The following is a 22,902-nucleotide window of genomic DNA, read 5'->3' on the forward strand; positions in this document are numbered from 1 at the left end:
ATTTGGGGAATTGTCCGTAACCTATTGATTCTTATGGTGGCCAGAGGTGGAATCGAACCACCGACACAAGGATTTTCAGCCCCTTAATTAATAAATAACCAATTGATTTTATTATAAATTTTATCGCAGGCAACCACTACAAATGTCGTACGATGTAGAACAGTGTCTTACTCAAATACGCAAATCTCACACAGTAGAATTTTCATTTTTGTTTGACATGTGATTTTTAAAATATAGAATCTTCATCTGGTTAGACAGAAACCCTGCGCCTGTTCACTAAAGCTTTCACGAGTACTGTCATTGAACACCAATGTTCTCTTAAATCATATTAAACTAAATATTTCTCAATAATGTTTTGGAAGCAGGCGACAAAATGTTGATGAGTAAAAAATGAGGTTTATTATGATTACACCTGTTTCTCCTACATTTCTTAAGCAAGAAGCAAAAAAACTGAAAAAGAGTCAAGGCTTACAAATGAGCAAAGCACTTGATGAAGTTTCAAAAAAGTATGGATTTTCAAATTATAGGCACTATTTGAATGTTTATGAGTCCAATTCCAAACAGGTCCAGGTTACAAAAGAGGATCTATTAAAAATAATATCGCTAGAAAAAGATACTGCTAAAAAAATGGATCTCGCAATTTCATTTATTAAAGAGTCTAAAATTCTCTTTCGAGATTCGTTGGATGTTCTCAAACAATTTAAGCATTCAAAGAGGGCTATTCAAACTGTTTGTGAAAAATTGAACTTAATGAAAAAAGAAATTCATTCGTTTATGTTTAATGCTTTTCTTACAGATGAAGGCCAATATGAAGTAAATTTCAGAGCACCTAATTTTGTTACTAAAGAGATTTCTATAATGGATATTTCCTATGAAATACGTGGCGATAACCTTTCTGTTGATGGTAATTATGTTCTTGAGACAGAATTTGAATTTGAACTAGACGAAAATGATCCTGTCAGTAAAGATGAACGCTTCAAGAATCGTAAATTTGATGGTCATTTTGAAGTTGAAATTAATAGGCATAAGAAGATTACCCTTGTCCACTCAGATATGAGTATTGATAATGGATTAACGCCAATGCGTGGCTTTACAAAGGAGGAAGTGGAGGATTATTACAAACGCTTTCCTGAAGAGGATGGTCGGTTTGATGATATTTTATAGTCCAGTCGTAGCATCTCAATGTATAAGCCCCAAATTTGGGGCTCAATAATTAGAAAAAACATGAACATATCCATTTAACTCTACCGGAGTCTGTAAAATTTTCTGTGTAACTAGCCATTCCATTATTCAGTAACTCTATCACCGAATTCGATCATAAACCGATTCATAGCTGGCTTCCAGTTGTGGATCGGCATTGTCCATTTCCGAGCAATTTACTTAATCGGTATTGAACAGGCGTCATGATGTTTAAAGCCTGATGGCTTCCAGATAATTAGGACTACCATCCAAGCCTGCTTGATGCATCATGTCGCGAATAGTCATGGCATGAGAGTTGTCTTTCTTGATGCCGTCTTCGCATCGTTTTATGAGGTCATTGATTAATGCCCGAATTTGTCGGGATTCCCTAGTATCAGGAGTGCGTTTGTATAAATCAAAGATTAAGAACCAGTGCGAGGAGTAGGTGTAATTGCTATAGATGGGATTGTTTCTCCATAAACACTCCACCCTAATAATACTGCATAAAATATAAAAATAAATTTGTATATCCTTAGCATTAATTTTTCCTTAAGGAAGTAAAACAAATAATGCTTGCCAGCCAATTTTTTTAATCAGGGTGTCATTTTATAATGTCTGGTTATAGGCGCTGCAAAATTTATCTGAGCCTCAATGATTTGGGGTGTCTCAAGTGTGTTGTTAATATTCGTGGCAAGTAACTGAAAGTGTTTTTTCTTAATGCTTGATTTAAGATACCGAACTAAAATGTCGCCATGAGTTAATTCAATTAAGCAAATTTGGTTTACAACTTTTAAAATCTCATCTCCTGAGAATTTTATGCCTGCAACGTAATCTCCCTTGCTGTAATCGGGGGAAACAGCATCATCCTTAATCTGTGTATAGGTTGCGTTTTTATGAAAGCTTTGAAATAAAATGATCTCTTTAAGAATGAGATCATTCTCATCTTGTTCATTACTGGAGGCCATTTGAGGCAAAATGTAGGGTTCCTGACCTTTTCCATATAAAAGCCAATCTATAGTACAAATTACATTTTCTTCAGCAACCCGTTTGATTACACGTTCTGCGCCATCAACAGGCAATCCGCCAAATCGTGCCAGTTCCCATCCTTTATATGTATTTAATTTTAATGTTTCTGAGTTGCACAACTCTTTTCGGCTTAGATTTGCAAGATTTCGTATTTTTCGCAATCGTTCAGCCCTTGCTTCGGGTGAGGCACTTTCTTCTATAACAATAACTTTTTTGATGTATTTTTTAGTGGTCATATGGCCAGAAGCAAAATTTAACAAAAAATATACTTATTCTTACAGTTTACCTTAATTATAAAAAAATACTACGTTTCGAAGAAAAAAATTGACAGGATTGAAAATCGTAGTATCATCCAGCATAAAACAATAAAGTTACTCCGTTTCGAATTAAAATTATTGTTTATTCTAAAAAATGGTTAGGAAACATTCAGGAGGGTGTCATGAAGGAGTTAAGGATTGTAATTATTGGTAATCGACTCACGGAGTTTGCGAATAATGAGAATATATTAACCAACGCTCAGTTTAATTATTTAATACAGATTGAAAGCAAGATCCCTGATAGTCAGAACATATATAAACTTCATTTGGGCCAGGGTTTAAGTGACTTCCAAATTGAGGTGATACGCAATCAAATACAGGATGATCAGTTAAAGAATCGCTTTAAGTTTTATGATGGCCTTCACAATATTTGTCGTGCTACCCGCCAGCTGACTCATAAACATAAAATAGAAAACAGCATGATATCTGAACCGGAAAGAATTTCTGAATTGGAATTTAAAAGCTATTTAATGCTAGATGATTCTTGCGCTGAAATGAGTGATCATCTGACTGGTCAGCATATACAGGGCATGGTACTTATTGAAGCCTCTCGCCAAATGGTCAACTCAGTTTCAGAAAAATACCTGATTAGTAAAAATAGCACCAGGAAAAAAGGGTTTGTGCTGAATTCCTTGAGCTCGAAATTTTATGAATATGTATTTCCTTTAGATATTGAATTGATTTTTAGATTAGAAAAAATTCGCGATGGCCTGGATGGAAATTTTAAGGCGGAAGCATCCGTACAAATTATTCAAAATAACAAACTCATGATGAGCTTTGAGGTTGGGTTTAGCGTTATGGATAAGACGACATTAACTGGCATCGAATCTCAAATGGCTAAATTAGCAGTTAAACAGAAAATAAATACACCTGTAATACAGATAGTAAAACAGAGTGCTGCTTAACTGGAAATTATGAAATGAGAAAAATTAGTCTAACTGCTGACGTTTTAGTTGTGGGAGCCGGTCCAGTAGGTATGGTCCTGGCAAATATTTTAAAGCGTAATGGATTGCAAGTTGTTTTGATTGATAAAAGAGCTGGCAGGCCTGAGTGTCCAAGAGCGATAGCTATTAATCAATCTACATTGGATGTATTTGCCATACTGGGAATGACCGAAGTATTTAAAGCAGGTCTTAAGGTTGAACAAATCAATCTATTCTGGAAACACAAATTTCTTGGGAAGTTAAGTTTTGAAGGCTCATTATTTGAAGCGCCCTATTTTTTTCATATACCTCAGAATGAGATTGAAAAGTATTTGGAAAACACGCTATCTGCAATAGACCTTGAGGTACAGCGCGAATGTGAACTCATAAATTATTCTCAGAATGATCAATCGGTATATTCATTGATTAAAACCAAGGATGAACTGTTTACTATTAAATCGAAGTTCTTAATTGGATGTGATGGTGGACAGAGTAAAGTTAGAGACATTATGGCGTGCGGGGTAGATCAACAATACTACGGCCCAACATTTGTATTAGCTGATGTCCTGTTAGATGAATTTGATCATAAAAATACAAATTATATATTTACCAGGAATGGATATTTAATGATTGTCCCACTGCCTCGCAATCAATATCGGTTAATTTTTTCTTTGTTACCAACTGCGACAGACACTAAAGATGACTGTCTTGATCTCAGAAGTATACAAAAGCTATTAGAAGAGCGTAGTCATCAAAAAATTGTCATTAAAGAACTGATATGGACTACTAAAGCACAATATGGGCACCGTATCTCTCATGCAGTTTATCAAGATAAAGTGGTGTTAGCAGGAGATTCGTTACATCAATTTAGTCCTGTTGGTGGAACAAATATGAATGTTGGGATTCAGGATGCATACGCTCTTGCGTGGAGACTTATAGATGAGACAAAAGATATCCATACTCATTTACAAGAATACAGCTTTGAGCGAAGAGAAGTTATTCAGAAGCAAAAACAAATCACAGAGTGGATTACCTCCCTGATTACACGGAGTAAGCAGTGTGTCTTCAAAGATAAAAACAAGAATTTGAATGATCTTCTAACAATTCTAACTGGGATGCGCTGTGGTCAAAAATTGGCGCATCTTCAAAGTGTTATCAAATACAGCGATTTTAAAAATTACTTGAGTTCCATTCGAGAGGCATTTGCAAGCGCCAATTATGTCTTATTGACACGAGGAATCTTAAGTCCGGTATTGCAACAAAAAATAAAACAAATGATTGTAGAAAATCAATTAATTACTTGGGTTGATAACCCGACTAGCCATTCATTTGAATTCTATTTTTGTAGACCAGATGCAATGGTTATCGATTCCGGAAATTTAGAGGGGATTGGCAATTTTTTAGATTCAATCAATATAGGAGTAGTAAATGAATAAAAATTCAAATGAGAAATTCATCAAATTTTTGATGACGCTGGTAGTGTTAATCGATTTTATGGGGGTTGCAATAGTTGTTGTCTTATTTCCTCATATTTTCCTGGATCAAGAGTCATTACTTTTTTCATCGGCATGGGAGCATGCAGATAAGCTGATTGCTCTCGGCGCCTGTTTGGCTGTTTATCCATTGGGTCAATTTTTTGGTTCATCAATTTTTGGGAAGTTGTCCGATTATTATGGCAGAAAAACCATTTTAGGATGGACTTTACTGGGTACTTTGTCAGGTTTCGTATTGTCAGCGGTATCAATTGAAATTGGATCATTTATATTGCTTTTTATGAGTAGATTGCTCACGGGTTTATGTGCAGGAAATGTAGCTGTAGCCCAAGCGAGTCTCGCTGATATATCTACTGATGAAACGAAAGCAAAAAATTTATCTTTGGCTCAGATGGCGATGGGCTCTGCCTATGTGATTGGACCTGTTATTGGGGCATTCCTGGCCGACTCAACTGTAGTAAGTTGGTTTAATCCATCTATTCCATTTATCTTTTTTTCTGGAATTTTATGTGTGGAATTGATGTTGCTTGTTCTTTATTACAAAGATACCAGTCCTGCTAACAATAGAATTAAACTTAATTTTTTTGAAGGAATTCAACAAATTTCTTCTGCTTTGACGGATAAAAAAACGGGTGGTGTCTTTACGGTTTGGTTTTTATTTGTAGCAGGCTGGTGGCTTTTTGAGTCTTTCATGCCTTCCTTTATATTTGAAAAATTTAATTTCAATACATCTGATATTGGTATTTTGCTGGGCTTTAATGGCGCTCTGTATGCTTCATTCCAATATCTGGTTATCCAAAAAATTGCGAGCAAAATAAGTCCAATTAAAATGGTGATTTTTGCAACACCAGTTTCAGGTTTGGCTATTATTTCCATTGCATTCGCTATGAATATATTTCAGCTATACAGTGCCATGATTGTTTTTGTTCTTTCAATGGGCTTTTGTATTCCTGGTTTAATCACCTCAATTTCTAATATGGTAAAAACTGAAGATCAAGGGCAAATCATGGGAATGATTGGTTCTATTCAAGCCTTAGCCACAGTAATTGTTATGTTATCTGGAGGCTATATTCATGGTTTTAATATGAATACAACCATAGTCGGCGGGGGGATTCTGGTGCTGTTTAGCTGGTTCATTTTCGCAATCTTATCCATGAATAAAACTGCAAAAAAAGAAGAAGTAAAGGCATTTAATTAAGAAATGGCAAGGAGAACAGAAATGTATTTGCTGCAAGTCCATTTTCATGGAGAAGAGTCAATTCTAAGTAGTTATGTTGTAGAGCATACCAAATGGGTCAAAAATGCCATTTTGGATAAGTTATTTATTCTTGCTGGTCAAAAAATTGAAGGTAAGGGAGGTGTTATTTTAGTGGTTGATATGCCTGAATCTCAATTAAATGAACTCATTTCTCAAGATCCTTTTGTAAAAAAAGGCTTGGCATCTTATACGAGTTGCCGTTTTGAACCGGCATTGTATCAGGATGTATTACTAAATTTTATATCAGGTTGAATAACATGTTTGTTAGAAATGAATCAGGATTGAAGTTGGCTTTATTTGATATTGATGAGACTTTGCTGTCGTTTAACTCAATGCGTAGTTTTATCAGTTTCTTTTTTACTCACTATTATGGCGATTTTCTCGGCTTAAAAAAACTGGAGGATTATCAGTTAAAAATTAACGGAATGATTAATAGTTATTCGCGCGAGGTAATGAATAAATTTTATTATGAGAACTATGCTGGCATAGACAAATCCGTTTTAGATGAAATTAGTAAAAAATGGTTTGAAATCAACGTAGAAAATAATGAAGAGGCATTTAATCGTTCTATTTTGAATCTTCTTGAAAAACACAAAAGATCGCGTTTCAAGATAGTCCTTGTATCTGGAGGTTTTTTTGCAACAGTCAATCATTTAGCAAAACATTTAAGTATTGATGATTATCTATATGTTACTCCTACTGTTGTTGGAGGGGTTTTGACTGGTGAGATAGAGGGGGTTCAAACGATTGGTTCAGGAAAATCCAGAGCGGTTCTTGAGTATTTTCAAAATGATGAGATTGACTGGGGAATGTCTTATGCCTATGGCGATCATATATCTGATTTGCCTATGTTAAGTCTTGTTGGAAACCCTGTAGCTGTTGGAACAAATCCGCAGTTACTGGAAATTGCTAGAGAAAAAAAATGGAAAACCATTCTTTAAATATGAGGGGAATATAAGATGCGTCACGAAATATTTGAAATAGTCACACAATCTGTTTGTAACCTAAATAACACATTGGATTTCAAACTGCCTTTAGAGCAGGGAGATAGTTGTTCCCTATATGGCGGTAGCATCGCATTGGATTCAATTTCATTGGTAACTTTAATCGTCGATATAGAGCAGGCTATTGAAGATCAATTTAATCGATCCATTATTCTGGCCAATGAAAAAGCAATGTCGCAACGAAATAGTCCTTTTCGGACAATTGGCACGCTTACTGACTACACTTTAGAGTTGGTTAAGGAGTGTGAAAATGTCTAAACCAGTAACATTAATCACAGGAACAAGAAAGGGTATAGGGAAGTACTTGGCAGAACATTATGTTGCCAATGGGCATTTAGTGATTGGCTGTAGCCGCTCACCTGTGGATTGGTCTATGGATAATTATCATCATTTTTTAGCGGATGTCTCTGATGAGAAATCTGTTAAAGAGTTATTTGGTTTTATACGGAAAAAATTTCAAAAATTAGATAATTTGATTAATAACGCGGGCATTGCCTCAATGAACCATGTCATGTTGACACCACTTAAAACTGTTAATGACATCTTGAATACTAATGTAATCGGTACATTTTTATTTTGTAGAGAGGCTGCAAAATTAATGTCGAATAGACGTTATGGCCGTATCGTAAATTTCACCACCGTGGCAACACCATTAAAGCTTGAAGGGGAGGCGATTTATGCTGCTTCCAAAGCAGCAATATTATCGTTGACGGAAGTTATGGCGAGAGAGTTTGCCTCTTTGAATATCACGGTTAATTCAATAGGTCCCACTCCAATTGATACGGATTTAATTCGATCTGTACCAGAAGAAAAGATGAATCGATTAATTGCTCGTCAAGCTATTGTTCGAAAGGGGACTTCTGAGGATGTGGCTAATGTTACGGATTTCTTTTTGCTAAAACAGAGTGATTTTGTAACTGGTCAGAATATTTATTTAGGTGGGGTCTAGTCGATGTGTATTTCAGTTTTTTTAACGAAGGTTCGTCACCATAAAGAAAAACCAGCCGTCATTTTTAATCAGCAAGTTTATGATTATAAATGGCTATGTCAACGTGAGGATTTTTATACTGCTCAACTGACTTGTGATGGAGTGCAAGCAGGGAGTGTAGTCTTCCTAATTGCTGATTACTCACCCCTGTCACTATCGCTATTTTTAGCATTGATGCGTTTGTCAGTAATCATTGTCCCAATAACGTATAAGCATTATGAGAAGAAAGACGATTATCTGGGAATTATTAATCCAGATTTTATAATCGAGGTAACACCTAATGAGGAAGTCAACCTGGCCAAATGCAATTCTTCTTCAGAGCACAGCGAATTTATAAGAGAACTTCAGATACGAAAAACGGCAGGTCTCATAATATTTTCATCAGGGTCCACCGGGAAATGTAAAGCAATTGTTCACGACCTTGCACTATTACTCCAGGGGGTAAATCCCAGCCGTGACCAACTCAAAGTGCTTTCATTTTTGCTTTTCGATCATATTGGAGGAATCAACAGTACTTTAAACTCGCTAATAAGTGGGAATTGTATTGTTGTGCCCAAGACTCGAACTCCAATGGATGTGGCTGAGTCTATAGCCAGGAATAAAGTGGATGTGCTCATTACCTCTCCCTCATTTTTAAACTTGATGTTAATTAGTGGTGTTTTTGAACACACCAATATGAATTGTCTCAAGCAAATTAATTACGGTAGTGAAGTGATGCCTTCAGTTTTATTAGACAGGCTCATTCAACATTGTCCAAAAACCAAATTCATTCAAGCTTATGGCTTATCTGAATTGGGTGTTATTAGAACTAAAACAAATAACCATGAATCAAGCCTAATCACTATTACTGATCAAAATATTACCTATAGAATTAGGAATAATAAATTGGAAATCAAGTCTAATACTTCGATGCTTGGATATTTAAATGCAACTAAACCATTTATCGAAGACGGTTGGTTTATGACCGGTGATGTGGTTGAGGTTGTTGGGGACTCCCTGAGGATACTTGGGAGAGATTCCGATCTGATTAATGTGGGTGGTGAGAAAGTATTCCCGGCTGAAATTGAAAATGTACTTCTTCAAATTCCAGAAGTACAAGATGCAACGGTCTATGGGGAAAAAAACGCTCTATTGGGAAATATCATAGTCGCCAAAATTAAATCCAGGCATGGAGTCAACCAGAGTTCTCTTAAGGAGTTAGTCAGAAAATTCTGTTTAATGAAAATGCCCGCTTTTAAGGTGCCGCAAAAATTTCAAATTGTATCTGAAATTTCATATGGCGAGCGATACAAAAAAATCAGACATAAACCTACTAATTAATAAAGAAAAATTATGAACAAAGATCTGTTATTAAATGATTTAGCTAAATTACTGGAATTGGACAAGCATTTATTGAGTGACACATTTTTATTAAATGATGAAGCCAATTGGGATTCCCTCGCTGTTGTATCAACCGTTGCTGCAATTGATCAGCATTACAAAGTTTCCGTGAGAGGGAGTGAATTAATGAGTTGTAATACGGTAAAAGATATTTTTTATTTAATTGAAAATTTTAACTAATAGTTAACTGGTGATTGTTAAAATGCGAGTAAAATTAAATGGATTAAAGCTGTCTGCAATAAGTGCAGCCTTGCCGAACAAGAAATTAAAAATGGAAAATCTATATGAACGGTTTGGGCAACGGGAGGTGGAGCGAATTGCTTTAAGTACAGGAATTTCTTCATTGAGAATTGCGGAAGAAGGCGTAAATGCTTCAGACTTGTGTTTGGCTGCTACAAAACACTTATTAGAAATGACAGGGCTATCCAATAAAACGATTGATGCAATTATCTTTGTTTCGCAAACCCCTGATTATAAAATGCCAGCAACATCTTGCGTATTGCAGGGTAAACTTGAATTGAATACCAGCGCAGTTGCATTTGATATTAATTATGGGTGCTCCGGTTATATTTATGGTTTATATCAAGCCGCTTTATTAATTTCTTCAAAAAGCGCTTCGAGAGTACTTGTATGTGTGGGCGATACTATTTCACGATTTTTGGATCCCAATGACCATAAAGTCAGGTTGGTTCTAGGTGACGCAGGTTCGGTAAGCATCGTTGAGTCTGGCTCAGATGAGTGGGCGTTTGACATCAATACTGATGGCAGTGGTTTTGATAAATTAATAATTCCTCGAGAAAATCATAAGGATGGCTATTTGCAGATGGATGGTTCTGCGATCATGGAGTTTGCATTAAGGGAGGTTGGTACCAGTTTTGATAACGTTATAAATGACCGGGGATGGAACAAAGCTGACATTCAACACGCTATTTTACATCAGCCTAATGAATTTATGCTGAATTATCTCAGGAAAAAAATCGGGTTATCCCATGAACAAATGCCTGTTGTGGTTAAAGAATATGGGAATACAGGCCCTGCTTCAATACCCTTAACTATGTGTGATTATTACTCGAATACTGCGGAGCTTGGTAAAGCAGTTATGTCGGGATTTGGTGTTGGTCTTTCATGGGGTTCCATTGCCCTTAATCTTTGTGAAACAAAGTTATATAAGCCGATTTTCATATGAGAAGGTAAATCGATTGAAACTCTATATGTCGTAGGGTGTTTATGATATTATTTTTTACAAGATGCTTGCAAAGGTAATTGTTATTTGAAATCACAAACAATTATCTTTACAGCTTCAATGACATTGCATGATTTGGAGAAGATGTGTTGAAGGATTCAGGAAAAAAAATAGTAATTGTAAGTGGTACCCCAGGCGCCAACGGTAAAGAATTTGCCTGTGAAAATCATAGCAACTATTTTTATTTAGTAATATCGGGGAATATTTGACATGGTTGAATGTTGTCCTGATCTTGTTTTTATTGATAACGATAAATTGCTGTGCCAGGCCTGGCAAGTGAAGGCAGATTTTCTAGGTAAAAAAATACTTTGTTTTCATAGCGTTGATGAATTTCAATCAAGTATGAGCTCTATTTCAGAAAGAACACCTGTATACATCGATTCAGACTTGGGAAATGGTTTACTTGGAGAGCATGAGTCAAAGAAACTCTATGACGCAGGTTATAAGATCATCTATTTATCGACTGGAAAAAGTAAAACTGCTATCACGAAGCCAGACTGGGTTTTGGATATAGTCGATAAAGCACCTCCCTTTTAGGATTTTTTCATGATGTTACAAGATGTAAATAGTGATTGCCTGGATTTAAAGTGCAGAAATGAGCTTATTGAATTCATTCATTTTATTCGAACTCCGCTCGCATCAATAAAAATTGGTGGTGAAATTTTAAAAGATATATTACCCGTCTTATTAAGCGTGTATAACAATTCATCCCTGCAAATATCAAATAATGATGTGGTTATAAGTGACGACAAATTGAATAAATTACACTCTATTATCGACAATATAGTCATCGAGGCTAATCGAATTAGTGAATACACACAAAAAATAGAAATTTCTGGATTGAAACAAAAATAATATTGAGGGGTTTTAATGGCCACGGATTTTAAGTGTTTTTCCTTTAAATCTAAAATAATCTTAATCGATGATAATGAGTCTTTTTTAAATAGTTTAAATTTTAAATTATCTGACAATTATTCAATTGAAACTTATAGCAATCCTTATCAGGCATTAGACGAAATTGCTTTACATTATCATGAAAATTTAATATCAACTTCGCATAATTTTCTATCTGAAATAGAAAATGAGGACGATGAGATTGGTTATTCCGTAGATTTTTCGAGGATTGTTGGGCTATCTGAAAACGCAAACAGAACCAATACTATCAGTGTTATCGTCGTAGATTATTCTATGCCTCTAATGAATGGGATTGAGTTTTGCAAAAAATTATCCCATCTTCCGATTCTTAAGATAATGCTAACGGGACATGCAGATTTTAGGCTGGCTGTTGATGCATTTAATAATGGTGTTATAGACCGCTTTCTTGTTAAAGACACACCGTTTATGCTCGAGGAAATTGTCAATGGCATAGATGCGATGCAAAATCTTTTTTTTGAAAGGCTTTCTTATCCATTACTAACGTGTTTTTCATCAAAAAAAGAGTCCCATTTACTTTCAAAGGAATACTCGGAACATTTCAAGAAGATTGTTTGCGAGCTAAATGCAATAGAGTTTTATCTATTAAATCCGCTTGGAAGTTACCTGCTGGTTTGTGGAAATGGGGAAAAATTTTATTTTATGGTTTTGTTAGACAATCAATTAGATGAGTATATCGAACTTGCTATGGATATGGGAGCACAACCAGACGTTGTAAGCAAAATAATCCAAAAAACACACGCGCCTGTATTTATGGATGAAATGGATTATAAGTTACCAGTCTCTGATTGGGAAAGAATACTATACCCAATACAGCAAACACACAATTATTATTACTGCGTTCTTCCCGGACGATGATGCTTCAGGATGATTAAGGTGAATTATCGATATACATATCTATCGCCAGGTTATTTGGGGAAATACTGTGAGTCTGGCACAATCAACTCCCAATATTATGGTGTTTTTTTTGATTTACTAGCTAATAACCCAAATTTGATAAATCAGATTATTGTATTACCACAACGAATTCCCAGGCGCGATTTTTTTAGAGAGCTATATGAATTAGAAACAGATAGATATAGATCTGATTTTAATTTGATAGTAAAAAAATTGTTAGATAATCATCAGAGGGCTTTTCACGATCTCACTAAAAATGATACATGGGAAAATTCCAGAAGATATCTTAACTGGTCGTGTGTCCTTATGCGCTATGGTTATTTTAAGGATATCCTCAATAATTTCCCTGCAAAAAATATAAGCTCATGTACTTTGGAAATGTGTTTGTTGAAAGAATTAACCAAGACACAGATCTTGTTATCTGATGGAAATAATGTTGTCGTGGATGATTATTTGTATTTGGTGGAGAAATTCCTTACAAGGCAAGAAACAACTGTTCGAGAAAAAATATTTTTATTAAATCAAACGATTGTAAATTTTTATCGTCATCAGCAAGATAAATCAATTAGTAAAACAATACACCATCTTAGTGATGCGCTTTTAAAATTATTAGCACCACTTGATGCTAATAATTTTATGAATATCCTTTATTCCTCTGTTGCATACCGTGGATTGGCCATGGATTTCGAATATGGTACGGCGGTTCGATTTTCTTTTCTAAATAAAGCTGAACAACTGGCGCGTACTATTCATTGCAAGACAACAGCTGAGCAAATTATTGCTAAAGACAACCTGTTTACTTGTATTCAATCTCTATCCAAGTGGTATGTACAGCAACAAGACAGCTCAAAGGCCGAGGAATATTTAACTGAATTGATTTCTATTGATCCTTTCGATGCAACGGGTTTTAGTGAGTTAGGATTTTTTTATTTTAATCTAAATAGAATTGAAGCAGCCGCAGACTGTTTCGAAAAGGCTATGCAACTAGGACCACCTGGTTCAGGTATGAATGCATACTATTATGCAAAATGTCTTGAGCGGCTTGGAGATGAATATCATTCAATCAAATATTTATATGAGGCAACTAAACTGGATACATGCGGGGTAAGCGCTTGGCTGGATCTGTTATTCTGTTTCATAAAGAAGAAACAAATAGATAAAGCCTCTGATATTGCTCACCATCTTTATGAGTCATTAACCTTATTTGAGCAACTCGAAGATGAAGAAAAAGCTACGGTACGATCTTTTATTGAATAGCATATTTGCATTATGTATTGGCAAAGCAAACGCAATGATATCCAATCATCAAGTTCAATTATGGAAAAAAGATAATTACATAATAAGCAGTTCTCCAATTAAAATAGATACGCTTGATCCCATTAAATCAATCAATGCACATTCAAAATTTACGCTGCCATTAATATTTGAAACATTGATCACAACAAACTCTCAGCAGGAATTACAGCCTGCCCTGGCAGAATCCTGGTCACTATCGGCAGACGGAAAATCTATTACTATTACTATTAAACAAAATCATCGATTTTCAGATAATTCGGAGGTTACAGCGCAAGACGTAGCAAACTCACTTTTTCGCTTGTGCAGTGTAAATAGCCAGGAATACGGTCAACTTCGTGGTTTGGTAGGATGCGAAGAGAGTGCTCTGGGATTGCCAGTAAAACCTCAAATTTTTGTAACAGGGAAATTTACCATACGGTTCACTATTGAAAGTAGTCCAACCACTTTTCTTTATCAACTGGCCTCTCCAAATACTGCCATAATCAAAAGCGCTCAACATGGTTTGATTGGCTCAGGCCCTTATCTTGTCCGAAAAAAACGTAGCAATGTTCTTCTTCTTGATAAAAACCCCTTTTATGTTGGAACGATACAGGTCAAAAATAACGGTATAGTCATGCTGTATGTGATTGGACCTGACGTTTCGAAAGCGTTAGCAGAGAATAAAATTGATAGTGCCTTAATGTACGAAAGACAGTCATTAGGCGAGCTAAATACAAATAAATACAATTTAATAACAACAGCGCCTAACATTACCGAGCTGCTGGTTTTTAATACTCAAAGATACCCATTTAACAAAATTGAAATTAGAAAAGCTTTAGCTGCAGAAATTTATAACAATTTCAATTGTTCTTGTATTCCAGGAGCACACAAGGCTTATGGTATCTTACCAAACGGTGTTGCTGGATCTCTTACGAATATGATGCCAGAGTCTTTACCGAATGTAGCCCCTTCAAAAATATTCAAAAAATTCCCTGCGTTAGAAAGAGATGGGGTAGTAGTGACAATACATCAACTAAGTGATTTAAAAAATAGTTGCGAGTCGGAACAAATCAAACAAGCAGCTAAAAAATACAACATCCATGTTAATTTTACATATCATAAAGACTATTCAGAGCTTGCGCCTCTGCGCGCCACTCATAATCTGGATGGTTTTATTGAGCTTTATGTTTTTAAAAACAGGGAAGCATATAACATTTTTGAATATTTTGCTAAAAATAGAAATAATCATGCGAATATAAATAAAAACGAAATAGACAAAATGCTGAAAGAGGCTACGTCTGTTCCGTCTTCACATGGAAGATTTCAAATTTACAGAAAAATAGCACAATATATGCAGGGGCAGGGGATGGTTATTCCACTTTTTTATACCGAACACGGAAATTTGATGAGTAAATGCTTGACTGGAATTTCAAGTGATTTCAATTTTAATCTGTTTTTAGAGCTACCCAAGATATCAAGATTAAAATACTGCGGTCATGTTTAATAATAGGAAAATATATGTTAGCTAAATTACTTTATGGATATAAGGCAACACAATGCCTTTATGTAGCAGCGAAGTTAAATATTGCAGATTATCTTGCTAAACAGAATCTGTCTGCATCAGAATTGGCCGAACTTACAAACACAAAAAGCGAGCCTCTTTGTCGAGTTATGCGCTGCCTGGTCGCTTTGGGTGTTTTTCAGGAAAACAATGATAAATTCGCTTTAAATGATGAGGCGTATTACCTTCTCTCTGATTCTGAACGTTCAATGAAAGATTTTATAGTTTTATGTGGTGAAGAATTGTATCAGTCCACCGGTAATTTATTATACACCGTTCAAACCGGGAAACCCTCGTTCAACCATATGTTTGGAATGTCGCATGTAGAGTATCTCGAAAAACACCCCGAAAAAGCAAAAATTTTTCATGATGCAATGGGTAACAGCATGCAGCTTACCGTGAAAAATGTTGTCAAACATTATGATTTTTTCCCATTTAAAAAAATTATTGATATTGGCGGAGGTAAAGGCCAGTTACTTTGTGAGATTTTAAAAAATCATCCCGAAAGTGAGGGTATTGTTTTTGATTTGGAAAATGCAAAACATTTGGCCCTTGAATATATTTCCAATGCCTCTCTTAACCACAGATGTGAGTTTGTTTCTGGAAACTTCTTCATCTCAACACCAACGGAAGGCGATCTTTATTTGCTGAAGGTGGTTCTCCATGAGTGGGATGACACCAGCGCTCGATTGATTTTGCAAAACTGTAAGAAAAATATGGCAAGATCTGCCAAATTATTAATTATCGAAAAAGTTGTTGAAGATAGTAAGTGTAGAGATCTGATCCATCTTGGCGATATCAATATGCTTATTAATTATACGGGAAAAGAAAGAACCATAGAGGAATTCAGCAACCTGCTCCTTGATTCCGGAATGAAGCTGATTAGGAAGATCGATACGGAAACAGTGTTTTCAATTCTTGAAGTAGAAATAAATTAGTAAATAGGGAGCAAGGTATCGTGTTGAATGGGTCTGTAAATAATTTTGTGTAATTGGTCATAGTATATAATCTGCCTATTTTCAGACAGGCATTGAAGAAGAGACAAACTATGACTCATGATATAGATGAATTGGCTCAGGAAATAGCCAAGACGTGTAAAACGCAAGAAGACTTCACTGAGTTTTTTAAACAGCTAAAGCGTCGAGGCTTAGAGGCTGCGCTATCCGGAGAACTTACGCATCATTTAGGCTATGACAAGCATGCCAAGGCTGTTGAACGCAAAAGCAACAGCCGTAATGGGTACAGCAAGAAGACTATTCAGGTTAATGAAGGCGAAATGGAAATTGCGGTGCCACGTGACCGAACAGGCACATTTGAACCTCATATTATCCCTAAATACGCTACCCGCTTTGATGGTCTTGATGAAAAAATCATTTCATTTTATGCCCGAGGTTTAAGTACACGCGACATCCAAAGCGAGCTTGAAGAAATCTATGGTACAACCATATCACCCACATTGATTTCAAGCGTGACAGACGCGGTTTTATCAGATGTACGTGCCTGGCAGGCAAGGCCTCTGGATAGTTGCTTCCCCATTGTTTATTTGGATTGTATTGTCGTTAAAGTAAAGACTGACAAAGGTATTATTAACAAATCCGTCTATTTGGCATTGGGTGTTAATACAGATGGCTACAAAGAACTTCTGGGCATGTGGATTAGCCAAAATGAAGGCGCAAAATTTTGGCTAAACGTACTGACAGATATAAAAAATCGTGGCCTGGATGAAATATTTATTGCGTGTGTTGATGGACTTACTGGCTTTCCAGAAGCCATTGAAACAGTATATCCACACGCTAAAGTTCAGCTTTGCATTGTACACAAAATTCGAAATTCATTGGCTTATGTCAGCTGGAAAGACCGTAAAATCCTTGCTGCTGATTTAAAAACAATCTACAGTGCCAAAACACTCATTGAGGCTGAAATGGCGCTGGAAGCATTTTCTGAGAAATGGGACGACCAATACCCATCCATAAGCTCCTCATGGCGCAGAGACTGGATACGTATTACCCCATTTTTTGATTATCCAGCTGACATCCGTCGAGCCATATATACGACAAATGCCATCGAATCGTTGAATATGACTTTGCGAAAGGTAATTAAAAATAAAAGAATGTTCCCATCTGACGAATCAGTTTTTAAATTGCTCTATCTTGCGATTGAACGAATTGCTCGGAAATGGACAATGCCGATCCACAACTGGAAGCCAGCTATGAATCGGTTTATGATCGAATTCGGTGATAGAGTTACTGAATAATGGAATGGCTAGTTACACAGAAAATTTTACAGACTCTGTTGAATTATACCTTGCTTTTGACTTACGCAATATAACTCGCGCCAACAGAATTCAATTTTGTCCGATACTTCATATTATACCTCCCTTTGTTAATAGCTGGCTTGTTCAACCAGATTGATAGATGTCATTTGTAACTTTGAGATTTTGCTTCTAAATCGAAAATGAAGCAACATAAAACTCATTATTGCTCCAATTACCATTCCCCACCAAAAACTAATAGCACCCAGTTTAAAGTAGAAAGTACATAAAGACCCTATTGGCATTGCAATACACCAAAAACTCATAACCGATGCAAATAATGTAATTTGTGTATCCTTGTATCCACGCAGTGCACCAAAATAGGCAATTCTACTGGCTTCAAAAATTTGAAATATTGCACATATTACCAAAAATTGTTTTATAACATCAATTAACTCAAAGTTGGCGGGGTCATGAATATTAAAGTCCAATCCAATAGGAATTAGGGGCGCAGTCCAATAGATGACACTTACTAAAGCTGCCAAACCGGCAGCAAGTCCAATACCAATATATGCGGTCTTTTCTGCAAGGTAAAATTCTTTTGCCCCCAGTAAATGCCCGATACGCATTGTTATGGCTTGAGCGATTGAAAACATTATCGTCATCAGCAGACCTAAATACTGTAATACCACTTGATTAGCTGCTTGTACCTGGCTCCCTAATAGTCCCATAGACATAGTGAGGGCTAAAAAAAATGCTACTTCTACGCAATGCATCGCCCCTAGCGGAATACCTACTCGCAAGAGCTCAGGGAGATGATTAAGTTGTTTTATTTTAAAAACATAACGAAAATAGTTTCGATAAGAATTATTGCAGATGATGTACATAATCAATAGTACTACTGCAAACCAATAGCTTATGGTGACAGCCCAACCTGCTCCAGCAACACCTAGCGCAGTAAACCCAAATGCACCAAAAATAAGAACATAACTGGTTGCGATACTAAGAGCGACAGATATTACTGAAAAAGTTAATGCGATTCTCGTTTGCCCAATGCCTATAAAAACTCCCAAGCAAGCAACCATAACGAGATTTGGGAGAATTCCCCATGCCAAGGCGTGCAAATATAATTGCGAGATTGCAACAATTTCTGGGGATTGGCCAAGGAGTAAAAAAATCGAGGGCATATTCCATAGCAGTGCAAATGCAGGAGCTGACAATAATAGTGCTAAAAAAATACCATCTCTTGCAATCAGTGCGATACTTTCCCTGTCATTTTCTCCATGCTTGTGTGCTATTAAAATATTAATGGCGCTAAGTGTCCCAAAAAGAATAACTGCAAGTGTCGCAAAAAACCAACTCACTAATGCACCTGCTGCTAATATTTTCTCCCCAAGTTGAGCCAAAAATAAAGTTTCAAAAAACCATACAGATGCTCTAACCAGTCCTATCAATGCAAAAGGCATGGCTAACTTCAACAATAAATAAACATCCTTTTTTTCTATAGAATCGTTCTTCATAATGCACTTCCATTAAATGCTACAATTGGGAACATATGAGCTATATTTTTGGGTAACAATTTAATTTTTTCCGACTCACAATGAGAAATCACATCATTAACTAAGCGGCTAGTCACCAAAAATGCGTCCTTATTTAATTTCATTTTTTTTATAAGTTCAATCCCATTTAACTCGGAATCAACAAACTCATAATCACATAAATATAAAATCGAGTTCCTGACAGAAAAATTATCTTTCCATTGAATGACATCATTCGGTGAATAGAAATGTAACAAATCCACTGTAATTTTGTTCTCATTCTGAAACGTTTTAAACTTGTTCTCCCATAAAGTATGTATTCCTTCATCATCATCAATTATAACCACCATCTGCGCATCTGAAATCTTAATTTCTGATGCAAACCATAATGAAGGTTCAGACTTTGGGAGATATATTTGTACTATCGTCCCTTGTCCTTCGTGCGAGTCTATTTCCAACCTGCCGTCGAATTTTTTTATCGTACTTATGGCGTGATTTAACCCAACTCCTGTACCCTGAATTTTTCCAAATGAGCCACCAAGTGTCCCTAATTTGCTTAAAATGTGTTGTGGAATCCCTTTGCCATAATCCTGAATTCGAATCAACGCTTCATCACCCAAATCAGATAAAGATACCGTGATGCGGTTATCATCCTGTATTGCTTCTACGGCATTATTTATTAAATTGGATATAACTCTGCTTAATTCCGAAGAATTAACGAAAAAGAATATGTTATGAGCGTCTTTTCCGGTATTAAAATTGATGGTTGCCTTTTCCTTGAACTGTACTCGTTTTTCACTAATCACTTGCTCTATTATGGATATGGCCATCTGTTGAGATTGCGCCACATCAATATTATCAGAAAAATCGTGTCTTGCTTTTTTAAGCAGTGTATTGGATATATCACGAATTCTTTCTATGGCATTTTTCAAAAGCGTTCTGTTTTGCTCAGGTATTCCTGATGTGGTAGATTGAATAATTTCAAGTATTGCAATTGGTGAGCCAATATCATGGACTACCTGAAGGGCTGTCTTGGTGAGTTCTTCTTGAAATTTTCTCTGCTCACTGGCAACAATGGCAGCTCGCAAAGAGCGATGGGCTTGATTTATTTCCTCAAGTAAACGGTTAATTGCCCTGTTAATTATAATTTGCTCGTTATTCTCAGATGATTTTAATGGAAGTTCTGTTTTTCCATCTTCAGAACTGTAGTCATGCAATTTCTCTGTTAATTTTTCAATTTCATAAAGAAAATTATGAAAACGAGAGAACTCTGAATCCAGCCCTATCTTTATCCTCCACTTTATTACAAAATACACAAGGCTGATAATTATTAAAAATATTATTCCCGCAATTAAAAAAGCAGAGATGTAGCGATAAAAATCCGGTTTGAAATAATAATATCCCCATACAATTTTCGCATTATCCTTTATAGGGATTAATTTAATATTTTCTATGCTATTGTTGCCGAAATGAGCAATTATGTTTTTCCTGTTATCTGTTATAAGGAAGGAGGAAAACAAACCAGTGGACTTCAGAAAATTTATTTCTCTATTAATCGAAAACGAATCAGAATCCATCAAGCTAATTAACGCTTGTTCAGGAGCGATTTTATTCCAAATACTGACTTGTTGGTCAAACATCTGACGAGATAAAAAGAATGAAATAGAAAAAATTGCAGTGATAACCAAAACAACCAGAATAAAAATCCAGGCAGAAATTTTGCGTGAAACCTGATCTCCTAACGATTTGTATTGCATTGCTTTTAAAGCATGATTGGAATAAAACTTCATAATTTAAACCTTGGAAACATCAAAATGCCAATCATTCCGCATCAAGGTGCTTGTCATTAAATCTCTATGAGTTGACAAACCAGGAAAATTTTCAAGCTTTTTGGAATTCACCCTGTTTCCTTATCAAAATACTCGGGTACGCTCAATAATCCTGGTTTTAGCTGATTATACTACTAATTTACAGCCTGGTAATACTCAATCTCGAATGCCCAAGCTCCTGACTTATCAGCTCCCTTGCCGTCCTGTCCTTGAATGGGGCATACAAGACCTTGGCCTGTTTTATCATGGGATTTTGTAATGTCATAATACCAGCGCTGGGCATAGGCATGGCGCAGACCATGGTATTTGCTTAAGCCGATTTTGGCAATGATTTCATGGTATCGGGTTAAATGGTTTTTATAGGACTTCTCTTTGGGAATGAGGGATTGCCCTTCAGGAACCTGCTTCACTGCCTGTAGCAACCATTGCCGTTGCGATTTGCTGGTCAATGGATTGAAAGAAATTTGCTTAAGTGAGATGATTGCCCAAAATATCTTGATATTTACAATATCAAGATTAAATGATCCATTAATAATGGCTTTCTAATACTTTTTGTCTTTGTATGTGAAATGATGAAATTTGATGATTTACAATATAAAAATTTAGATGAATCAAATATATTTGTTGTTCAAAATAGAACCATTTTGATGGTTAATAGAAATGGGAAATATCAATTACCATTTTTTAAGGATATTAGTGAATACAAAGATAAAATAACTTGTTTACATGAGTTGGGTTCATTTAATGGATGTAAAAGTTATTGCGCTGAAATAACATTGGGATATGAGCAAGATGATGGCTTAACTTTTGTTCCAATTAAAAGAGCACTTGATCAATTCGAAGATGATTGTTTTTCACTAATTGTTAGAAGTACTCAAATCCTTGATTGGTATAAAAACCATAAATATTGTGGGATTTGTGGCAAGGAAACATTGCAAATATCAGCTTTATTAGAGGCTCATTGCAAATCTTGCAATTTTGTTTTTTATCCTAGAATATCACCATCCATTATTGTTCTAATAAAGAACCAATCCAAGATTCTTATGGCTAGAGGAGAGCATTTTGCAGAAGGTGTATATGGACTTATTGCAGGCTTTGTTTCTCCAGGAGAAACGCTTGAAGAGTCTGTTCATCGGGAAGTGCTGGAGGAAGTTGGGATTAAAGTAAAGAATATTCAATATTTTGGTTCCCAACCTTGGCCATTTCCAGACTCATTAATGATAGCGTTTGAGGCAGATTATGACTCTGGTGAAATTGTTATTGATGATGTGGAAATTAAAGAAGCGGGTTGGTATGACATAAATAACTTACCAGGAATGCCTTCTTCGTCAAAAAGTATAGCAAGGGTAATGATTGACAATTTTATTGGTATGAATCCAAGAATGGATTCATAAGGTGATTTACTTTAATTCATCTTATTTTAGAGTAGCTATTTCTGAACTTTCGGCAAGCAATTTTTGCATGGCTTCTATTCCTTTTACATTGAATAGGTGTGAGAAAGTAAGCGTCCATCCCGAATTATTTTGTTTAAAGATTATATTATAATCAGTCATACATTCTTCCAACTCCATATTATTTTGTTTATATAACTGTGTGATCGAACTATGCCATTTCATTGCATCTTCTTTATTGGAAAAATCACTTGTAATTTTAATGATTATATAAGGATTCGTTGATGATGGATCATAATCTTTTACTGCATGGTCACTTTAAGTCCTATTTTCCGTCAGGTATACTGTATACCCATGATATATTTTATGGAATAATAAAATGTCTAAACAAGTACAGACCGATACGCAATCTTTGA

25 protein-coding genes and 1 tRNA gene are annotated in these 22,902 nt (G+C 35.7%); 19 read left to right on the top strand and 7 right to left on the bottom strand.

Annotation, left to right across the window (positions count from 1 at the left end; translation table 11 throughout):
* Positions 1–34: 34 nt before the first annotated feature.
* Positions 35–112: transfer RNA gene (locus CKW05_RS15290), tRNA-Phe, on the bottom strand.
* A gap of 290 nt (positions 113–402) precedes the next feature.
* On the opposite strand from CKW05_RS15290, the gene CKW05_RS05080 reads away from it, so the two are divergent.
* Complete coding sequence (locus CKW05_RS05080; RefSeq protein ID WP_058483887.1) at positions 403–1,164, top strand: hypothetical protein; 762 nt, start codon at positions 403–405, stop codon at positions 1,162–1,164.
* Positions 1,165–1,410: 246 nt separating this feature from the next.
* On the opposite strand, the gene CKW05_RS15295 is transcribed toward CKW05_RS05080, so the two are convergent.
* The gene (locus CKW05_RS15295) at positions 1,411–1,668 is read right to left on the bottom strand and encodes a hypothetical protein (RefSeq protein WP_133141179.1); all 258 of its coding nucleotides are present in this window, start codon (positions 1,666–1,668) and stop codon (positions 1,411–1,413) included.
* A 104-nt stretch (positions 1,669–1,772) separates the two neighbouring features.
* Entirely contained in the window at positions 1,773–2,465 is a 693-nt protein-coding gene (locus CKW05_RS05085) for a hypothetical protein (RefSeq protein ID WP_058483886.1), read from the bottom strand.
* 179 nt (positions 2,466–2,644) lie between these two features.
* Here CKW05_RS05085 and CKW05_RS05090 point away from each other — a divergent pair, with 179 nt between their 5' ends.
* The 17 genes from CKW05_RS05090 to CKW05_RS05170 all read left to right on the top strand — a co-directional run bounded on the left by CKW05_RS05090 (position 2,645) and on the right by CKW05_RS05170 (position 17,731).
* Positions 2,645–3,427 carry an AfsA-related hotdog domain-containing protein gene (locus tag CKW05_RS05090; RefSeq protein WP_058483885.1) on the top strand — a complete coding sequence of 261 codons (783 nt, stop codon included), beginning with the start codon at positions 2,645–2,647 and terminating at the stop codon, positions 3,425–3,427.
* Positions 3,428–3,441: 14 nt separating this feature from the next.
* Complete coding sequence (locus tag CKW05_RS05095) at positions 3,442–4,881, top strand: FAD-dependent oxidoreductase (RefSeq protein ID WP_058483884.1); 1,440 nt, start codon at positions 3,442–3,444, stop codon at positions 4,879–4,881.
* On the top strand, positions 4,874–6,136 hold the full coding sequence (locus CKW05_RS05100) for an MFS transporter (RefSeq protein WP_058483883.1): 1,263 nt from the start codon (positions 4,874–4,876) through the stop codon (positions 6,134–6,136). The genes CKW05_RS05095 and CKW05_RS05100 overlap by 8 nt, the downstream gene beginning before the upstream one ends.
* A gap of 21 nt (positions 6,137–6,157) precedes the next feature.
* Positions 6,158–6,448 carry a YciI family protein gene (locus tag CKW05_RS05105; protein ID WP_058483882.1) on the top strand — a complete coding sequence of 97 codons (291 nt, stop codon included), beginning with the start codon at positions 6,158–6,160 and terminating at the stop codon, positions 6,446–6,448.
* Between the two features lie 5 nt (positions 6,449–6,453).
* Complete coding sequence (locus CKW05_RS05110) at positions 6,454–7,137, top strand: HAD family hydrolase (protein ID WP_058483881.1); 684 nt, start codon at positions 6,454–6,456, stop codon at positions 7,135–7,137.
* Between the two features lie 18 nt (positions 7,138–7,155).
* Positions 7,156–7,458, top strand: coding sequence for a hypothetical protein (locus tag CKW05_RS05115; RefSeq protein ID WP_058483880.1), 303 nt, complete (start codon positions 7,156–7,158; stop codon positions 7,456–7,458).
* Positions 7,451–8,149 carry an SDR family NAD(P)-dependent oxidoreductase gene (locus tag CKW05_RS05120; protein ID WP_058483879.1) on the top strand — a complete coding sequence of 233 codons (699 nt, stop codon included), beginning with the start codon at positions 7,451–7,453 and terminating at the stop codon, positions 8,147–8,149. Before CKW05_RS05115 ends, CKW05_RS05120 begins: the two co-directional genes overlap by 8 nt.
* A gap of 3 nt (positions 8,150–8,152) precedes the next feature.
* Complete coding sequence (locus tag CKW05_RS05125) at positions 8,153–9,508, top strand: ANL family adenylate-forming protein (RefSeq protein WP_058483878.1); 1,356 nt, start codon at positions 8,153–8,155, stop codon at positions 9,506–9,508.
* Positions 9,509–9,520: 12 nt separating this feature from the next.
* A complete protein-coding gene (locus CKW05_RS05130) occupies positions 9,521–9,748 on the top strand; it encodes an acyl carrier protein (RefSeq protein WP_058483877.1) in 228 nt (75 codons plus the stop codon).
* A gap of 22 nt (positions 9,749–9,770) precedes the next feature.
* Complete coding sequence (locus tag CKW05_RS05135; protein WP_058483876.1) at positions 9,771–10,754, top strand: 3-oxoacyl-ACP synthase III family protein; 984 nt, start codon at positions 9,771–9,773, stop codon at positions 10,752–10,754.
* 267 nt (positions 10,755–11,021) lie between these two features.
* A complete protein-coding gene (locus CKW05_RS05140; protein ID WP_058483875.1) occupies positions 11,022–11,348 on the top strand; it encodes a hypothetical protein in 327 nt (108 codons plus the stop codon).
* A 9-nt stretch (positions 11,349–11,357) separates the two neighbouring features.
* On the top strand, positions 11,358–11,666 hold the full coding sequence (locus CKW05_RS05145) for a hypothetical protein (protein WP_058483874.1): 309 nt from the start codon (positions 11,358–11,360) through the stop codon (positions 11,664–11,666).
* A 15-nt stretch (positions 11,667–11,681) separates the two neighbouring features.
* Positions 11,682–12,602, top strand: coding sequence for a response regulator (locus tag CKW05_RS05150; protein ID WP_058483873.1), 921 nt, complete (start codon positions 11,682–11,684; stop codon positions 12,600–12,602).
* Positions 12,603–12,620: 18 nt separating this feature from the next.
* Entirely contained in the window at positions 12,621–13,898 is a 1,278-nt protein-coding gene (locus CKW05_RS05155) for a tetratricopeptide repeat protein (RefSeq protein WP_058483872.1), read from the top strand.
* Positions 13,861–15,420, top strand: coding sequence for an ABC transporter substrate-binding protein (locus tag CKW05_RS05160; RefSeq protein WP_058483871.1), 1,560 nt, complete (start codon positions 13,861–13,863; stop codon positions 15,418–15,420). The genes CKW05_RS05155 and CKW05_RS05160 overlap by 38 nt, the downstream gene beginning before the upstream one ends.
* A gap of 14 nt (positions 15,421–15,434) precedes the next feature.
* Positions 15,435–16,415 carry a methyltransferase gene (locus tag CKW05_RS05165; RefSeq protein ID WP_058483870.1) on the top strand — a complete coding sequence of 327 codons (981 nt, stop codon included), beginning with the start codon at positions 15,435–15,437 and terminating at the stop codon, positions 16,413–16,415.
* A 110-nt stretch (positions 16,416–16,525) separates the two neighbouring features.
* Positions 16,526–17,731 (top strand): IS256 family transposase, encoded by a 1,206-nt coding sequence (locus CKW05_RS05170; protein WP_058483852.1) that lies wholly within the window; start codon positions 16,526–16,528, stop codon positions 17,729–17,731.
* Between the two features lie 128 nt (positions 17,732–17,859).
* On the opposite strand, the gene CKW05_RS05175 is transcribed toward CKW05_RS05170, so the two are convergent.
* The 3 genes from CKW05_RS05175 to CKW05_RS05185 all read right to left on the bottom strand — a co-directional run bounded on the left by CKW05_RS05175 (position 17,860) and on the right by CKW05_RS05185 (position 21,505).
* On the bottom strand, positions 17,860–19,248 hold the full coding sequence (locus CKW05_RS05175) for an MATE family efflux transporter (RefSeq protein ID WP_058483851.1): 1,389 nt from the start codon (positions 19,246–19,248) through the stop codon (positions 17,860–17,862).
* Entirely contained in the window at positions 19,245–21,056 is a 1,812-nt protein-coding gene (locus tag CKW05_RS05180) for a sensor histidine kinase (RefSeq protein ID WP_058483850.1), read from the bottom strand. The genes CKW05_RS05175 and CKW05_RS05180 overlap by 4 nt, the downstream gene beginning before the upstream one ends.
* A gap of 173 nt (positions 21,057–21,229) precedes the next feature.
* Positions 21,230–21,505, bottom strand: a complete 276-nt coding sequence (locus CKW05_RS05185) for a hypothetical protein (protein ID WP_058483849.1) — start codon at positions 21,503–21,505, stop codon at positions 21,230–21,232.
* Positions 21,506–21,664: 159 nt separating this feature from the next.
* Here CKW05_RS05185 and nudC point away from each other — a divergent pair, with 159 nt between their 5' ends.
* On the top strand, positions 21,665–22,489 hold the full coding sequence (gene nudC / locus CKW05_RS05190) for an NAD(+) diphosphatase (protein ID WP_095140581.1): 825 nt from the start codon (positions 21,665–21,667) through the stop codon (positions 22,487–22,489).
* Between the two features lie 21 nt (positions 22,490–22,510).
* On the opposite strand, the gene CKW05_RS05195 is transcribed toward nudC, so the two are convergent.
* Complete coding sequence (locus tag CKW05_RS05195) at positions 22,511–22,711, bottom strand: hypothetical protein (protein WP_058483848.1); 201 nt, start codon at positions 22,709–22,711, stop codon at positions 22,511–22,513.
* Positions 22,712–22,902 lie beyond the last annotated feature (191 nt).

The organism is Legionella spiritensis (assembly GCF_900186965.1).
Taxonomy (GTDB): Bacteria; Pseudomonadota; Gammaproteobacteria; order Legionellales; family Legionellaceae; genus Legionella_C; species Legionella_C spiritensis.

Coding starts and splice junctions, on each gene's coding strand:
- CKW05_RS05115 (WP_058483880.1), top strand. CDS start 7,156: ATGCGTCACGAAATATTTGAAATAGTCACACAATCTGTTTGTAACCTA.
- CKW05_RS05150 (WP_058483873.1), top strand. CDS start 11,682: ATGGCCACGGATTTTAAGTGTTTTTCCTTTAAATCTAAAATAATCTTA.
- CKW05_RS05165 (WP_058483870.1), top strand. CDS start 15,435: ATGTTAGCTAAATTACTTTATGGATATAAGGCAACACAATGCCTTTAT.
- CKW05_RS05090 (WP_058483885.1), top strand. CDS start 2,645: ATGAAGGAGTTAAGGATTGTAATTATTGGTAATCGACTCACGGAGTTT.
- CKW05_RS05110 (WP_058483881.1), top strand. CDS start 6,454: ATGTTTGTTAGAAATGAATCAGGATTGAAGTTGGCTTTATTTGATATT.
- CKW05_RS05180 (WP_058483850.1), bottom strand. CDS start 21,056: ATGAAGTTTTATTCCAATCATGCTTTAAAAGCAATGCAATACAAATCG.
- CKW05_RS05140 (WP_058483875.1), top strand. CDS start 11,022: ATGGTTGAATGTTGTCCTGATCTTGTTTTTATTGATAACGATAAATTG.
- CKW05_RS05160 (WP_058483871.1), top strand. CDS start 13,861: ATGAAGAAAAAGCTACGGTACGATCTTTTATTGAATAGCATATTTGCA.
- CKW05_RS05175 (WP_058483851.1), bottom strand. CDS start 19,248: ATGAAGAACGATTCTATAGAAAAAAAGGATGTTTATTTATTGTTGAAG.
- CKW05_RS05125 (WP_058483878.1), top strand. CDS start 8,153: ATGTGTATTTCAGTTTTTTTAACGAAGGTTCGTCACCATAAAGAAAAA.
- CKW05_RS05080 (WP_058483887.1), top strand. CDS start 403: ATGATTACACCTGTTTCTCCTACATTTCTTAAGCAAGAAGCAAAAAAA.
- CKW05_RS05100 (WP_058483883.1), top strand. CDS start 4,874: ATGAATAAAAATTCAAATGAGAAATTCATCAAATTTTTGATGACGCTG.
- CKW05_RS05095 (WP_058483884.1), top strand. CDS start 3,442: ATGAGAAAAATTAGTCTAACTGCTGACGTTTTAGTTGTGGGAGCCGGT.
- nudC (WP_095140581.1), top strand. CDS start 21,665: ATGATGAAATTTGATGATTTACAATATAAAAATTTAGATGAATCAAAT.
- CKW05_RS05105 (WP_058483882.1), top strand. CDS start 6,158: ATGTATTTGCTGCAAGTCCATTTTCATGGAGAAGAGTCAATTCTAAGT.
- CKW05_RS05145 (WP_058483874.1), top strand. CDS start 11,358: ATGATGTTACAAGATGTAAATAGTGATTGCCTGGATTTAAAGTGCAGA.
- CKW05_RS05120 (WP_058483879.1), top strand. CDS start 7,451: ATGTCTAAACCAGTAACATTAATCACAGGAACAAGAAAGGGTATAGGG.
- CKW05_RS05195 (WP_058483848.1), bottom strand. CDS start 22,711: ATGAAATGGCATAGTTCGATCACACAGTTATATAAACAAAATAATATG.
- CKW05_RS05170 (WP_058483852.1), top strand. CDS start 16,526: ATGACTCATGATATAGATGAATTGGCTCAGGAAATAGCCAAGACGTGT.
- CKW05_RS05130 (WP_058483877.1), top strand. CDS start 9,521: ATGAACAAAGATCTGTTATTAAATGATTTAGCTAAATTACTGGAATTG.
- CKW05_RS05135 (WP_058483876.1), top strand. CDS start 9,771: ATGCGAGTAAAATTAAATGGATTAAAGCTGTCTGCAATAAGTGCAGCC.